This is a genomic window from Candidatus Amarolinea aalborgensis, from assembly GCF_900491745.1.
GTDB lineage: Bacteria > Chloroflexota > Anaerolineae > SSC4 > Amarolineaceae > Amarolinea > Amarolinea aalborgensis.
Map to the genome: position 1 here is coordinate 24,030 of NZ_UETR01000027.1, position 15,550 is coordinate 39,579.

General features: G+C 60.4%; 11 protein-coding genes. 3 read left to right on the top strand and 8 right to left on the bottom strand.

Annotation, left to right across the window (positions count from 1 at the left end):
• The first annotated feature begins 289 nt into the window (after positions 1 to 289).
• Positions 290 to 1,549: a Glu/Leu/Phe/Val family dehydrogenase gene (locus tag ACPQ6D_RS19620; RefSeq protein ID WP_423226048.1), complete on the top strand. Its 1,260-nt coding sequence runs from the start codon at positions 290 to 292 to the stop codon at positions 1,547 to 1,549.
• Between the two features lie 141 nt (positions 1,550 to 1,690).
• On the opposite strand, the gene ACPQ6D_RS19625 is transcribed toward ACPQ6D_RS19620, so the two are convergent.
• The 3 genes from ACPQ6D_RS19625 to ACPQ6D_RS19635 all read right to left on the bottom strand — a co-directional run bounded on the left by ACPQ6D_RS19625 (position 1,691) and on the right by ACPQ6D_RS19635 (position 9,158).
• Positions 1,691 to 6,304 (bottom strand): alpha-amylase family glycosyl hydrolase, encoded by a 4,614-nt coding sequence (locus tag ACPQ6D_RS19625; RefSeq protein ID WP_423226049.1) that lies wholly within the window; start codon positions 6,302 to 6,304, stop codon positions 1,691 to 1,693.
• Between the two features lie 118 nt (positions 6,305 to 6,422).
• Positions 6,423 to 7,772, bottom strand: a complete 1,350-nt coding sequence (locus ACPQ6D_RS19630) for a type 2 periplasmic-binding domain-containing protein (RefSeq protein WP_423226050.1) — start codon at positions 7,770 to 7,772, stop codon at positions 6,423 to 6,425.
• Positions 7,773 to 8,006: 234 nt separating this feature from the next.
• Positions 8,007 to 9,158, bottom strand: coding sequence for an ROK family protein (locus ACPQ6D_RS19635; RefSeq protein ID WP_423226051.1), 1,152 nt, complete (start codon positions 9,156 to 9,158; stop codon positions 8,007 to 8,009).
• A gap of 490 nt (positions 9,159 to 9,648) precedes the next feature.
• Here ACPQ6D_RS19635 and ACPQ6D_RS19640 point away from each other — a divergent pair, with 490 nt between their 5' ends.
• Together ACPQ6D_RS19640 and ACPQ6D_RS19645 are read left to right on the top strand one after the other, a co-directional pair.
• Complete coding sequence (locus ACPQ6D_RS19640) at positions 9,649 to 10,146, top strand: phosphoribosyltransferase (protein WP_423226052.1); 498 nt, start codon at positions 9,649 to 9,651, stop codon at positions 10,144 to 10,146.
• A 25-nt stretch (positions 10,147 to 10,171) separates the two neighbouring features.
• Positions 10,172 to 11,026: an aminotransferase class IV gene (locus tag ACPQ6D_RS19645; RefSeq protein WP_423226053.1), complete on the top strand. Its 855-nt coding sequence runs from the start codon at positions 10,172 to 10,174 to the stop codon at positions 11,024 to 11,026.
• 123 nt (positions 11,027 to 11,149) lie between these two features.
• Here the strand turns inward: ACPQ6D_RS19645 and ACPQ6D_RS19650 are convergent, their stop codons facing one another.
• The 5 genes from ACPQ6D_RS19650 to ACPQ6D_RS19670 form a co-directional block, all read right to left on the bottom strand.
• The gene (locus ACPQ6D_RS19650; RefSeq protein WP_423226054.1) at positions 11,150 to 12,091 is read right to left on the bottom strand and encodes a homocysteine S-methyltransferase family protein; all 942 of its coding nucleotides are present in this window, start codon (positions 12,089 to 12,091) and stop codon (positions 11,150 to 11,152) included.
• A gap of 102 nt (positions 12,092 to 12,193) precedes the next feature.
• A complete protein-coding gene (locus tag ACPQ6D_RS19655; protein WP_423226055.1) occupies positions 12,194 to 13,672 on the bottom strand; it encodes an alpha/beta hydrolase in 1,479 nt (492 codons plus the stop codon).
• Between the two features lie 39 nt (positions 13,673 to 13,711).
• Positions 13,712 to 14,173: a deoxycytidylate deaminase gene (locus ACPQ6D_RS19660; RefSeq protein WP_423226056.1), complete on the bottom strand. Its 462-nt coding sequence runs from the start codon at positions 14,171 to 14,173 to the stop codon at positions 13,712 to 13,714.
• An 8-nt stretch (positions 14,174 to 14,181) separates the two neighbouring features.
• On the bottom strand, positions 14,182 to 14,808 hold the full coding sequence (gene upp, locus ACPQ6D_RS19665; RefSeq protein ID WP_423226057.1) for a uracil phosphoribosyltransferase: 627 nt from the start codon (positions 14,806 to 14,808) through the stop codon (positions 14,182 to 14,184).
• 3 nt (positions 14,809 to 14,811) lie between these two features.
• Positions 14,812 to 15,195: a TraR/DksA family transcriptional regulator gene (locus tag ACPQ6D_RS19670; RefSeq protein WP_423226058.1), complete on the bottom strand. Its 384-nt coding sequence runs from the start codon at positions 15,193 to 15,195 to the stop codon at positions 14,812 to 14,814.
• Between the last annotated feature and the right edge of the window lie 355 nt (positions 15,196 to 15,550).

Below are 15,550 nucleotides of genomic sequence, written 5' to 3' on the forward strand. Positions count from 1 at the left end.
GATGAAACGCCTTCGACAAGTCGAAGGCCCAACAGCGCTGGCAGCGCCAAGAGCGCCGAACCTGTTCGGCGCACCCAGGTCGAACGGCGGCGGGTTGATCCCCCGGTCGGACGGCGGCAGATTGATTCTAGTGTTTCGTCTATTGCCTTGAAGAATCTGTGAACTACCTTCCGTTTGACGACTATCCATCTCTGGATTAGAATCAATTGTGGAAACATGCTATCAGTGTTGATAAGCTTACATGCGCTATGTCGTATGCGAAGATCTCAATGTAGAGGAGAAATTGACCATGAACGGACAACCGCGTCGCAGCGCCTATGAAGTGGCCCTCGCCCAATTCGATGAAGCGACCAGCCAGATGTCGCACCTGTCGCCCAACACGATCAAGTTCATGCGCGTGCCCAAGCGCGAGTTAACGGTGAACTTCCCGGTTGAAATGGATGACGGCCGCATCGAGATGTACACCGGCTATCGGGTGCATCACAGCACGGTGCGCGGCCCCACCAAAGGCGGTATTCGTTACCACCCGGCTGTCACCCTGGATGAGACACGGGCTTTAGCCATGTGGATGACCTGGAAGTGCGCGCTGATGAACCTGCCCTACGGCGGGGCCAAGGGCGGTGTCATCGTTGATCCGCGTCAATTGTCAGAGCGGGAGCTGCGCCGACTGACTCGGCGTTACGCGACCGAGATTTCCATTATGATGGGGCCAGAGGGTGACATTCCCGCGCCCGACGTGGGCACCAATCCCCAGGTGATGGCCTGGATCATGGACACCTACTCGATGCACCGCGGTTACTCGGTGCCCGCGGTGGTCACCGGCAAGCCGATTCAGATCGGCGGCTCGCAGGGGCGCTTCGAAGCCACGGGCATGGGCGTCATGTTCATGGCGCGTGAGGCGCTGAAGCACCTGCGCTTACGCGTCGAAGGCTCTACAGCGGTTGTCCAGGGGTTTGGCAATGTCGGCGCCATTGCAGCCCGCTACATGCACATGATGGGCGCCAAAGTGGTTGCCGTCAGCGATGTCAACGGCGGCATCTACAACCCGAAAGGGCTCGACATCCCCTCGCTGCAGACCTATGTACGCGAGACCCGCACCGTCATGGACTTTCCTGGCGCGGACAAAATCAACAACACAGAACTGCTCGAATTGCCATGCACGGTGCTCATCCCGGCTGCGCTCGAAGGCCAGATCACTGAGGAAAACGCGCCAAAGATTCGCTGCAAGGTGCTGGCTGAAGGCGCCAATGGCCCGACCACACCGGATGCCGACAAGATCTTGATGGACAACGGCACCTTCATCGTACCTGACATTCTGTGCAACGCCGGCGGCGTGACCGTTTCCTATTTTGAATGGGTGCAAAGTTTGCAGGCGTTCTTCTGGAGCGAGGATGATGTCAAGCGCCAGTTGGAACGGCTCATGGTGGATGCGTTCAATTCCGTCCTCAACGAATCACGCGAGAAAGGCCTGCCCACGCGCATGGCCGCCTACACCCTGGCAATCAATCGCGTCGCCGAAGCACTCGAGTTGCGCGGCGTCTATCCATAACCGGTCGCCAAAACAATCAGACTTCGGAAGTCGTGTGACGTCCGAAGTCTGGCTCTTGTTCGTTTTCAACCCGCCGGTCAGAAGACCGGCGGGAACTGTTGTCCTACGCGGCGGCAGGGTCTGAGACCCTGCCGCTGTTGTTTATCCAAGCCGGGCGCGACGCCGGGTGCGGACGGCTGTGACCAGCAGCAGAGCGGCCGCCAGCACGGCCATGCCCCACAGCCACGGCGCGGCGCCGGAAGCGGTCAGCCCGCTCAAATGCACGGCCGTTGGTTGATCCACAATCGTCCACACGTAGGGCGCCATCATGCCCACATTGTCATTGTCGGTCCCGCGCAGGTTGCCCGGATTGACCGTCGCCACGAAAGTGCCAGGGCCAAACGGCTGCACCGGCGTGAAGGTCAACATGGTCGTGGCGTCATTATAGGTCGTGGCGCCAGGAATCAGTTGACCGCCGCTCGTCCGCACCGTGATGGTGTCCGCAGCCACCGTGACCGGGTTGATCGGGCGGTTCATGCGCGCCCACACCGCGGTGATGACATCAGGCGTGCGTGGATGGGGGTTCGTCCGCCCGGCTTCGACCACCAGCAGGTCGCGCCAGTTTTCGAGGTCCGTCACGTTGACCGTTTGCACGCCGCCCTGGCTGAAGACCACATCGAGTTGGCGGTTGTTAGTGCCAATGATGGCGCCCCACCATTCGACCATGTCCCAGGAGCCGCGCGTGAATTTGTACTGCAGGTGCATCCCTTCCAGGCCAGTCAACGTGATCGTCCAGTGCGTGTCATCCACGCGCGTCAGCGGCCTGTAACCGGGGTTCCAGGACGTGCCAAAGACACTCGCGGTGTCGCCGGCGATGTAGATCGTATCCGTTGTTGGCGTGAAGGTGGGGATGGTCAGATTCCACGTGATCTGCACCGCGCGCTGTTCCGCGGTGATATCCACCGTGTTCGAGAAGCCCGATTCATTGAAGCTGGTGTCAATGGCCGTCACGCTGTAGCGATAGGTGTGACCGGTCGCCACATCGGTGTCCGTGTACTCCGTCGTGGGCGCCAGCACGTATGCGATGAGCACGCGCGCCGTGGGCGCATCGGCGACCAGCATATCGCGGTAAACGCCATAGGCGGCCGTGTCTGCATCGGGCGATGCGTCCCAGCCGATGGTAATTGCCGCGGCCGAGCGCGAGACCTCATGCAGGTTCAGCGGCACGGCGGGCGGGGTCGTGTCGCCGGAGCTGATGACGTGCAAGCGGCCAGCCTGCGCCGGGTCATAACCGTTGCCGGTGCCGTCGCGGTCGGCGTACAGCCAATCGCGACCGTTGGTCGTGGTATAGCGCACGGCGTAGTCGTACTCGCCGATGGGATGCGGCAGCATGTCGCCCTTGAACTCGTCGTTGCTGCCCGCATCTACGTTGAACGACATCGGGAACCAGCTCCAACCCGAAGCAGGGTTCGATCCGACCGGTCCGTAGCCGACTTCGGCCATCAGGCTCGGCGTGGCGCCAGCCTGGTTGGTGACGCCGTCAATCCATACCTGACCGTAGACCATGTCGGTGTGGGTGTTGAAGCTGATGATGTGCGTCAGCTCCGGCGGCCACTGCAAGTTGGCCCAGCCGATGGTATAGTGCGGAATTGCCGTCGCCGAGTTGGAGGCCTGGCTCTTGAGACCAGCCGGCGTCACGGCCTTGACCTGGTAGTAGTATTGCAGGCCGTTGTGCACCGTGGTATCGGTGTAGGTGGCGCCCACCACCAGCGCAGCGTTGATCTGCTCGTAACCGCCATCTACCACACTGCGGTAGACATCATAACCAGCCACGACCGCATCGGTCGGCGCGCTCCAGTTGAGGGTCACCGAGCCCGAGCCTTCGCTGGCCGTCAGGTTGGTGGGCGCCGAGGAGCGCGTCATGTCGAGGCCCGGGCGGCTGACCCAGACCCGTGCGCCCATGCCGCTCACATTGAAGGTCATTGTGCGCGCGGAGCCGACCGTCAGGCTGTTGCCAGTCAGGCCGTCATCGAGCGTGGCGCCCTCTGGCACGTAGCCATCTACGTTGACCGTCACATCCTTGGCCACGGTGTCGCGGTTGATGGCAATCACGGCCACGCCGGTATTGTCGCGGCGGCCATAGACCAGCACCTTGGCGGCATCGTCGGTGAGGAGCGTGTTCCACGAGCCGGTGCGCAAGAAGCTCTTGCTGTTGCGCAGCGCGGTGAGCGTTTGATAGCGCGCGAGCAGGTCGCTGTGCGCCTGACGCCAGGCCGGCAGCGAGCTGTAGCCAGGCTCGTCTGACCACGGATAGGGCTGGCGGTTGTAGGGGTCATCACGCGGGATGTCGCTGCCATAGCCAGCCAGGCCAACTTCATCGCCGTAATAAATGGTCGGCGCGCCAGGCACCGTCATTTGCACCACGGCTAACAGCGCCAGGCGGTTGCGGCCATCCTGGAAGCCGTTGACCGGCTGACCGCCCGCGATGCCGTCATGGTCAAGCACACGCACAGGCCGGTTGGTGTCATGGCTGCCCAACAGGTTCATGGCCGACTCGAAGGCAGGAGCCGGGTAGTCCTCTTGAATCGTGCGCATCATATTGTCGAACTGCGTGGGCGACAGCGGGTTGATGGTATTGTCGCCGTTGTTGTCGTTGTCGCTCCAAACGGTGTCGCGCATGAAGCCGAGCATCGCCTTGCGGAAGCGATAGTTCATCGTGGAGTCGAACTCATCGCCCAGCAGGCGGAACTTGGCGTCATCCTCGCCCCAGGTTTCGGAGAAGAGCATGGCGTTGGGGTAGCTTGCCTTGACGACAGAGCGGAACGTCTCGAAGAAGGTTGGGTTGACGCCGACAATGTCGGGCACCACGTCAATACGCCAGCCGTCTGCGCCACGCGCGAGCCAGTAGGTGGCAACGCCGTTCGGGCCGAACCAGTAGTTCAGCACATCCGGGTGCGCAGTATTGATCTGGGGCAGCGTCTGCACGCCGAACCAGCCGGTGTAATTCGTGTCGCCAGCGCAAACACCGGTGCCAGGCGGGTTCGCAGGCTGGAAGAAGAACCAGGTGCGATATGGGCTGTCCAGACTTTCACAGGCGCCAACTTCGGGGTGGCGGCCAAAGCGATCGAAGAAGGGGCTGTCGGAAGAGACGTGGTTGGGCACGCCGTCCAGGACGATGTGCATGCCGCGGCTGTGAGCCTGCGCGGTAAGCTGCTCGAAAAGGGCCAACGTCGCAGAATCGTCTCCCAAAACACCCATCGTCGGATCAATGCGCAGATAGCTGCGGCCATCGTACTTGTGATTGGACGGTGAATCGAAAATGGGGTTCAGATAGATGGTCGTGATGCCCAGGTTCTGCAAATAGCCCAACTCGGCGATCAGGCCCTGCAGGTCGCCGCCATACGATGTGCTGCTGTAGGTGCCGTACCAGTCGGGATTGGCCGTTGGATCATTTGGCTCTGGATCAGGCACAATCGTGTTCCAGGGTACCACGGGGAAGCGATGACCACGCTCCTGCGGATAGAACCAATCCGCGGCCGTCGGGTCGTTGGCGGTGCTCCCGTTGCGGAAGCGGTCAGGAAAGACCTGGTAAATGATCGCATTCTTGGCCCAGGCCGGCGTATCAAAGCCAGGCTGATAAACGTAGATGTTCCACGAGATGTCTGGCGAATTGTTGTACGGCTGACCCCAACCGCCATCGCGCGCGGCGTCGTCTTCGTAGTAGACAACGGCCGTGCCATCCTCGATGACGAAACGGTAGTACAGAATGGTCAGGTTGGGGCCCGTGTTGAACGTGGTTTCCCAGTAGTCATAGCCGTAGCCGCCGGCATCCGGGTCGGTGCCAACCTTGGCCAAATTGTAAATGGTTTGACCCTGCTGCACGGCGTCCCAGACACGCACCTTGACGCGCTGCACGTCGTTGGCGTAGGTGCGGAAGCGCAGGGTCACATTGGTGTTCTTCTTCAGCGCGCCAAATGGTTCACGGTAGAGGCCGCTGCGGCTGTCATGGCCCAGGCCGTCCCACCAGATGTTGTTGTCGCCCACCTGCGGGGCGACCGGATTGTTGATGCTGTCTCGAATCTGGTGCGTGGTGTCGTTATAACCGAAGGTGACAACGGTGTTTGCCCCTCGGTTGGCTGGCACCACCAGCGTGATATTTGGGCCACCAGGCACGCCGCCCGCGCCGTAGTTTTCATCCCACGACTCGTTGAGTGCAACCTTGTATTCGTAACTGCCGGCCGGTACGTCGAACGAGGTTTCGTACCAGCCGTCGCCGTCGCGATCCTTCATCCAGCCGACAAGGTTGTCTGGCGACCAGTTCTGCCCGCCGAGCACGCCCATCAGGCTGCCGACGAGCACTGGGATGCGGTAATTGGGCCGGCTGGCCACCATGTTGCCATCGCGGCGATCGTAGTAGAAGTGAACGGTTTCGCCGCCCACGGTGGTGAAGGGCACATTAGGACCGCCAGGCACGCCGTTGACGCCGTAGTTCTCATCCCAGGTGCCGCCCACCGTCGCTTTGAATTCATAGGAACCGGCCGGGATGGCGTTGGTGGTAAACTTCCACACCTGATCGCTGTTGCCATCGCTGGCCTGCGTGTTGGTGTTGCCGGGATCCCAGTCGCTGCCGAGGCCGGCTGCGGCGACCCAGTTGCCAGGGAACGTCACCAAGAGGTTGGGTGTCGTCGCGGGCGCCACCGAGGCTGCGCCCACAGGCGTCAAGCCAAGAAGCATGGTGAGCACGACGAGCAGAGAAACGAAACGAAATGCTTTCATGACCTATCCTCCGTCTTAGGAACTGACTGCCGGCCACGACGCCAGCAGCATCACAGGTTTTGGCGGCATCTCCTGACAGGTGAAGCTGCCGTCGTTCGATGGGGGTTGGCTACATCAATTACTTCATCTGTTTGATCTTCTCTTCGATCGCGGCTTGCGCCGCCTTCATCGCGTTGGCCGGCGTCTGGGAACCAGTCCAAATCGCAGTCGTAGCCGCGCCCACCGCGTCCCACTGAGCCTCTGCATACGGCGTGGTAGCGCTTGGCACCCCCAGCGCCAGGGCCGCGGCAAAGCCTTGAATCGGCGCCACGACCTTCAGCTCAGCCGAGTTGATGGCTGCGGAAGCGGCTGGCACAGTCTTGTTGATCAAGGCCAGGCCTTTCTGAACCTCTGCGCCGGTGAAGTACTTCATGATGTCCAGCGCGGCCTCGACGTGCTTGCGGTCCACCGCGTTCGGGGTAAGCATCAGGGTCCTGATACCCACGAACGGGCGCCCAAACGCCTTCACGCCGTAGTCCAGTTTGGCAGCTTCCATATCAACAACGGCCCATCGGTCAGTCCACCATGCGGCAGCCTTGCCTTCCAGCAGCATGGTCCGGCAGATGTCGTGGCTGGTTTCCTTCGGCGCATACGCGCTGAAGGCCTTGATCCACTCCGCCGCCGCCAAACCCTCCGGGGTGTCCAGGTAGACCTTGCCCTGGTCATCCACATAGCTTGGCATACCATGCCCAAAGTAAATGGGCGCAACATGGTACGCATCGGGATTGCCCAGGGCTTGGTTACAAATGAGGAACTTGCCAGGGTTCTTCTCAGCAAAAGTCTTGGCCGCAGTCAAGAGGCCATTGAAGTCCTGCGGGTTGGCCGGGAAGTCCGACTCCTGTACCAGCGCCTTGTTGTAGACCAGCGCAATGCCGTCTTGCACCTCCGGTAGACCCCAGATTTTGCCTTGCCACATCATGCCTTTGACCGTAACTGGTTCGTAGGTAGACCTGAGGTACGCTTCGTCCACCCCAAAGTCGTTCAGCGCGACAATGTTGTGCAGGAGTGCGTTGCTGCCAATCTGGTCGTTGGTCCACGCCAGGATGTCGGGGCCATCGCCAACCGGCACTGCGATAGTCAGTGCGTCGCCCAGGTTGTCCACCTTGGATAGTTCGATCGAGAAGCCTGCATGCGCTGCTTCGTAGGCTTTGAACACGGCCTCGATGGGTTTCACTGTGTCAGCGGGCCAACTGTGCCAGATGATGATCCGAGTTGTGGCAGGCGCTGTGGTGGCCGCGGGAGGCTTTGTAGCCGCGGGGGGCTTCGTGGCCGCCGGGGCTTTGGTAGCAGCGGGAGGCATGGTGGCGGTGGGAACCTGGGTAGCCCGTGGAGCAGTCGGCGCTGCCGTCGGCGTCGCGCCGCCACAGGCAGTGAGGCTGAGAGAGGCCAGGATGAGCAGGCACATCATGGCAAATACGGACCTCTTCATGTTTCTCCTCGAAGTGACATCATGGCGCTGTAACTACTCAGCTGGTGCGGCGTTGCAAGCGATTGAAATCGCGCCTGATGGGCGTATCGCCGGGCGCCCACCTGCCCTTCGACTTTGCTCAGGGCAAGCGTGGACGCAAGGTCGGTCAGCGTTGGCCGACGGCTCGCCGAAGTCGTCGTGGCGGAACGCCCTTCCGCCCCGAATTCATGCGGCGGCTGATAACGCTGATTGCGCTTAGCTCGCGTTGACAACCAGACAATCGGCCGGCTGGTAGGCAGCGGGGTCAACCAGGTTGCTGTGGCGCAGATCAGCCAGTTGGTCAGAGCCGCCGACCTCGATCGCGGGGCCTTGCAGGATATTTTGCAAGACCATGGCGACCGCGCCCAGGGCGACAGCATCTCCGCCAAGCGCCGCAGGCATGATGGGTGCGGCCTGCGCGCTGGCGTGCATGGCCCGTGCATTCACGGTTTGGCGTAATGGGTCCAGCAGGAGATCAGCGGCCTGGGAAACGCCGCCGCCAATCAACACCCGCCCTGGATTGAATAGGTTGATCATGTCAGCAATCGCAATTCCCAGCAAGCGGCCAGCGTTTTGAAACGTTTGCAGGGCCAAGCTGTCGCCGTGCGCCGCCGCGTAGGCCACCTCGCGCGTCGTGATGGTGTTTGGATCAGCGATCATGGACAGGCTGCTGCGGTGCCCGGCGAGCAAGGCAAGTCGCACCTGGTGCGCCAGGGCATCGCCCCCGGCCACAGCCTCCAGGCAGCCGTAACTGCCGCACTTACAGGGCGGCCCATTCTCCATCACCGTGACGTGTCCAATTTCGCCAGCAAAACCGTTTTCGCCGCGATAAACCTGGCCGTTGATGAGGAAACCACAGCCAACCCCAGTTCCGACCTTGACAAAGGCCAGCGCTTGTACGCCCTGCCCTGCCCCATACCAATACTCTCCCAACGCGCCCAAATTCGCGTCGTTGTCCAGATACACCGGTGCGCCTAGATGTTCGCTCAACATATGTCGAAAGGGAAAACAATCCCAGCCCGGCATAATGGGCGGCGCGACCACCGATCCGTTGAGCCAGTCCACGGGGCCAGGCACGCCAACCCCGGCGCCTACAAAACGCAGCTCTTTGCCGATGTCATTCACAGCCTGCTGTAAGGCCGTGTTCAATGCCGCGCTCACAGCTTTCATGCCGGCCTCAGGCCCGGCGCCGATGCTGAATGGGGCAATGAAACGAATGATGACCGTTGGCGCCAGATTGGTCAGCAGAAGGGTAATGTGCGAAGCGCCCAGTTCGATGCCAGCCACCAGCGCAGCATCCCAGTTGAAAGACAGCAGCATCGGGGGGCGACCGCCGCTCGAACTGCCTTCGCCCATGTCGGTGATCATGTGTTCATCCAGAAGATCCTGGGCGATGGCAGAGATGGTCGAACGACTCAAGTGCGTCAGTCGAGACAGGTCAGCCCGCGAAATTGGGCCTTGGGTTCGCAGGACGTTCAGCACGAGAGCTTTGTTCAGTCTACGCATTAAGCCGGGATCAGCGGTGACAGTCATAGAAAGCACATTCACAAATGATGGGCAAAAAACAGCCAAAAACCAATCATTCTCTGTGTAGAATTTACCACGCGCCCATACTTTTGTCAATAATCTCAACAAATAAGTCGCACTGGCCGTGTGTTCGACCCTGACTGTGTCTCCGGTATCTTGACGGCATGCGCTCAGACAGCCACAGCGCGAAGGTGCTCCCAAGGCGGCAGACTGCCAGCGCGCCGCTTCTGCCCAGCGCCGACGCGAACGAACCTTGTTGTTTTGGGGTTGCTCTCAAACTTAGGTACAATGGCATCGGTCGGATTTGAGAAAACAAACAAAGGAGCGCGTTGTGGAGCGTGAATATCTGACGTGGCAAGATGTAGACGCCCTGATTGATCATTTGATTCCGCAGTTCCGTCGGGGCTACGATGCCCTGCTCATGGTTACACGAGGCGGCATCATCCCTGGCGGATTGATTGCTGAGGCGCTCAATCTGCAATACGTGCTAACAGCCGCGGTTGAGTTCTTACCCTCCTCTGAGCAAAAACTGGCTTGGCCGACGTTCTTGCAGTTTCCCGCTGATTCGCAGCTCCGCAATAAGGTCATCCTGGTCGTAGACGACATCTGGGACAGCGGGCGCACTATCATGACCGTCAAGGGTCGCATCGAGGCCGTAGGCGGCACGGCCGAAACAGCCGTTCTACATTACAAACCGGGGCAGTCGTTCTTTGCGCGCGAAGGCCCAACCTACTATGCAGCCATCACACACAAATGGATTGTGTACCCGTGGGAAATGGACCGCGGGCCTGACCTGGTGATGCGCCCGCTCATTCCAGAATTGTCTTAACTACAGTATCTCCTACGAGGTGGGCATGTCGTTTCCGCAAGCAGCAATTGTCTGTCACAATGGCCGATTGGTGGCCGCCGGCCAAGCGCAGGTGCCAGTTTTTCACCCGGCGCTGTACGGCGCCTACGGCATTTATGAATCTATTCAGGTGGCATCGGACGTTGTTTTTCACCTGGACGACCACCTAGCGCGGCTGGCTGGCTCGGCCGCCATCCTGGAGATGCAGCTGCCGCATGACACGGGGCAGATTGCCAGTTGGATTCCCGCCTTGCTGGCGGCCAGCCGCCTGAGTTCTTGCCTGCTGCGGTTATTTGTGCTGGGCGCTGATGCTGGGGCTGAGGGTGACACCTTCATCTGGGCGCAAACGCTGCCGATCTATCCATCGCACCTGTACAGCGAAGGCGCGGGCGCGGTGACCTTCGAAGGCGAGCGCGCCCTTCCCCAGGCCAAATCGTTGAACACGCTGGTCAATTTCCTGGCCCGTCGTCAGGCCCAACGCCAGGGCGAGCACGAAGGCCTGCTGAAAAGCCAGGGTACCCTCAAAGAGGGTTCGAGTTCAAACCTGTTTGTCGTGCGCGAGGGCCGGCTGCTGACGCCGCCGCCGGAAGAGGTTTTGGCCGGTGTGACTGCGGACGTCATTCTGGACTTGGCCGCGCGAGAGGGCATCGAAGTGATAACGACGCCGCTGGCAGTCAACGAAATCGGCGCCTGGGATGAGGCCTTCCTTAGCAGCACCAGCCGCCACATCATGCCGCTGGTGCGCATTGATGGTCAGCCCATTGGGAATGGCCGGCCCGGCCCGCTCACACAGCGCCTTAGTGCGCGCTTTGAAGCAAACTTCCAGGCCGTCATCGCCGCGCAGCAGCCAGCCAACGGCTGATACGGCTGCAAAGTCCTGACTGCGCTCCACCATCCGCTCCAAAAATGAAGTGCGGCGGGACTCCCACAATCCCGCCGCACCCACACAGGAGGTACACACGCTGACCAAGCGTAGCCGCTGAGATTAAGCTGTTGAAATGGCTCGATCGCGCACCGGTTGATGCTGCCTCATATCCAGATGTTCGTAGATTACATCAGCCAGAACAGCAATGTGCGCTGGCGTCGTGCCGCAGCAGCCGCCGACAATCTGCGCGCCAACGGCAAGCCAATTGCGCGCGTGGCGCCCATAAGCCTCAACCGAAATATCTTCACTAAAATTCCAACCCCAGTCTGGTTGCGAATGTCCGATGTTGGCGTAAGCGCCAATCGGGCGATCCGTGGCCGCTCGCAGTTCCTGCAGGGCGGGCAGTATGGTCGGGGTTGACATGCAGTTGACCATCAAGGCCAACGGCCCAAGCGGCTCGATCGCGGCAGCCGCATCGGCCAGGGTTTCGCCGCTGAGCAGCCGGCGATCATGACCACAGACGAAACTCACCATGAAAGGCAGACGGGTCCGCACGACCGCGGCGGCCGCAGCAACCGCTTCACGAATCGTATTCATGGTTTCCACCAGGATGATGTCTACCCCGGCCGCCGCCAGGTACTGCGCCATCTCACCGTGCTCTTCGTCGCACTCGGCCGGCGAAGGCGTCAGGTGCGGAGCGTAGCAATCCTCGAGAGGGCTCATCGAGCCAGCAATCCACACACTGCTGCGTAACCCCGCGTCGCGTCGCGCTTGAATCGCCAGGGTGACCGCGCGGTAGGTCAATGTCTGCGCCCGATCACCCAGGCCGGCGCGCGCCAACGTGCGCCGATAAGTGCGAAAGGTGTTCGTGGTCAAAATGTCTGCGCCTGCGGCCAGGTAATCGAGATGAATCTGGCGCACGGCGTCCGGCTGGTTGATCAACGCCGCGGCCGACCACAACGGTAACGGAGTCGGAACATGACGCCGCTGCAGTTCTGTGCCGGTTGCGCCGTCGAGCAGAATACTATCGCCCTGGCCGAGTCGCTCTGACAGCGAAGGCATCTCTGAACTCCTCATGATTCGCAGCAATTGCGCCCAGTGTATCACCGCGCAACGACAGCAAACATGATGAATGTCAGTTTGGCAGAATGTTCACCGCTGCGATCACGGCTTCAGAACCGCGTAATGCTTGGGGAGCGTGCGCGCCATGTGCTGATCAGCCTGCGCCCAGTTGTGCCGCCCGTTGGCAATCGCGCCGCCGTCGTTTGCTAACCCCATGCGCGTCAGGAGATTGACCAGGTATTGACCGCGATAGAAATTGGAATCGTGCGGTTCGCGGTTCTCGGGGCCATATTCAATGAACCAATGCAGATGCTTGAACGCGTCCGCGGGCGTGGTGAGCAGCAAATTGGCGGGGTTGTTGGCCGCGGCAAAAGAGATGTTACGCGGCGAGCCGAAAACAGGGTCAAAAAGCGAATTCTGAAACGCGCGATCATCCAGACTGATCCCCAGGCGGCCGCTGGCTGTGTCGGTCATCACCGCCGGCATCGAGAGCGGCGTGGTCACCGTGATCCCCAGGGTGGATGTGACGACGTTGGAAATGACGCCAGCATAGAAGAACAGGCCATCATACGCACCCACCGTCGCAAACCAATCTGGGTGCTGAGCGGCAATCTTGACCGCCATGAAGCCGCCGAGTGAAAAACCATCTACCCCGCGATGAGCGGCGCCGGGCAGCACGGGATAGTTTGCATTGACAAAGGGAATCAAATCCTGTAGAAAATAGTCTTCGAAGCGGCCGGAGCCAACTCCCCGGGCATTGTGCGTCTTTTCTGGGTCAATCATGTTGACGAGCATGCCGCTGTAGACGTTATCGTTGCTCGAAATGCCAGGGAACACCAGCACCATGGGGCCAATCGCGCCCGCATTCAGCATGTCCTCATACGTGTCAATCACGTTGCGATTGCTGCGCGACACATCTTCGGCCGGGTTGACCCACTCGCGCTCATGCCCACGAAACAGATAGAGAACAGGATAACGCTCGGCCGGCTGCGCGGCTGCCTGCGGCGGCACATAGATAAAAAACGTCTTGCGGATGCCCAACGCACGACTGAGAAGCTGCACGCGCTGGACGCGTGTGTCATAGGGATTGACGAGGGATGGGTCAGGAGTGGGTGTGGTAATCCCGACTTCCTGACGCAAATCGGACCAGCCGGCTAACTGCAAGTCAATCGCGCGCGTGGTTTCCGCCAACAGAGCGTGATTGGGGATCGGCTGACCGCGCGCATCAGCTTCGCGTTTCGACCAACTGCCGCGCGTAAATGTGTACTCCAACGTTTGCCCCTTTTCTACGGTGAGCGTCAGCGTTGCGCGGTCCTGGTCGCGTACCAAACGCAACGCCGGGTCGTCAGCCTGCCACTGGTTCCAATTGCCGCTGAGGAAAATATCCTCTTCAGGGGGCGTTCCCGGCGGCAGCGTCACAGTCCAGGTCAAGGCGACAGTGGTGGCCGCAAGAGGCGTTGCTGGCTGGGGGCGCGAGTCGCAAGACGTCAACAAGGCAAGCAGCAAGACCAGGCATAGAAAGCCAGGCAGGAAAACGATCATGGGGGACGCAGCGAACCGGTCTTGTTTCCGTTGAATCATTGGCGACACGCAGGGCCTATCCCCCAGGCAGCGCCTGAGTCAAGCCTCTCGGGCCGAAGCTGAAGCCAGCAAGGAATCGTAACGAATCAAGGCAACGCCCGCCTGTGACAAAAAGGCGCGGGCGTTTTCGTCAGGATAGTTGCCCGCGTAAACCACGCGCATCAGCCCGGCATTGATAACCATTTTGGCGCATGTCAAGCACGGTTGGTGCGTCACGTAGATCGTTCCGCCTTGAACCGAAACCCCGTGCAAAGCCGCTTGCAGAATCGCATTTTGTTCTGCGTGCAGTGTGCGCACGCAGTGGCCGTCTACCATCAGGTGGCCGATATCGTCACAGTGCGGCAATCCAGCTGGCGCGCCGTTATACCCGGTCGTCAAGATGCGACGGTCCTTGACGATGACAGCGCCGACCTGAGCGCGATCACACGTGCTGCGCGTGGCAACCTGGGTCGTTATGCTCATGAAGTATTGATCCCAAGAAGGGCGAGCAAATTGCGCCATGAGCCAGGTCAGCCTGTACCGAACTGGCGGTCGCCGGCGTCCCCGAGGCCGGGCACGATGTAACCGATCTCGTTCAGATTGGAATCTAGCACCGCCATATGGATCGGCACATCAGGGTGAGCCTCATGCAGGGTTTTGACTCCCTCGGGCGCGGCAATGATGCCGACAAACTTGATGCGGCGCGCGCCCCAGCGCTTCAAAATATCAATGCAAGCCACGGCCGAGCCGCCGGTTGCCAACATCGGATCGAGCACCAGGCAAACCTGCACCGTAGGCGCAACCGGCAGCTTGTTGTAATACTGCACCGGCCTCAGCGTCTTTTCGTCGCGGTAAACGCCAAGATGCCAAACTTCGGCGCCAGGCATCATCTCCCAAATGCCCTCCACCATGCCCAGGCCTGCGCGCAAGATCGGCACCAGGCCAATCTTCTCAGCGAGGGTGGCGCCGTCAGCCTGCCCCATCGGCGTCGTCACCGTGACCGGCGACAGCCCAAGATCACTCGTCGCTTCATAGGCTAAGAGAATGGCAATCTCACGGATGAGCTCGCGAAACTTCTTTGGCTCAGTCTGGATGTCGCGCAGCAAGGCCACCTTGTGGCAAATGAGCGGATGGTTCGAAATGTGTAGACCTTCCACGGGTTAGCGCTCCCAATCAATCTGAGTAGGCGCGATACCACGCCTGACCAAACGTTCAACCTCCTGCTGGCACTTCAAGCAGAGCGTCGCATCAGGCTTGACTTCCAAGCGCGCAGGATCAATCGGCTGACCACAGCGTTCACATATGCCGTAGAGTCCCTTGTCAATCGCGCGCAAGGCGCTGACGGTCTGTTCCAAGCGCCGTTCGAGTGTGTTGAGCAAGGCCAGGTTCTTCTCGCGCTCGAAAAGATCGGGGTCGCCTTCTTCCGCATCAATATCCACCTCGCCCTTCAACCATTCGCCCAGATGCTGAATTTTGGCTTCGATTTCCGTTCGTTCGGCTTCCAGTTTGATTCGTTCCCGGTCTACCAAATCATCGCGATTCATCTCATTCCTACTCCATGACCTGACGTTCGTCGCGGCCAGGCTTGCATCCCATGCGACTGCGAGGGAAGTCCTTTGCCATCGCCATGCCTTAGGCGGCAACACCGCCGCGCCAAAAGCGCGCCTGTTATACCATGAAATGGAATTTCAGTCAATACCCCGTCGAACCGCGAACCGCGGGTGCATTTCAAACTGGGGGCGGGTCCAACGTCGAGCAATTGAGGCTTCGTCGTGAGCTTAGCCGAACGATCGCTGCAACCACCTCCAAGCGCAACCGAAGCCGGCTACGCAGCAGAACTGAAATGCGCCCGCCACGAAATACAAACCCCTCGCGCGCCGTCAGGCCCGATAGGGCCTT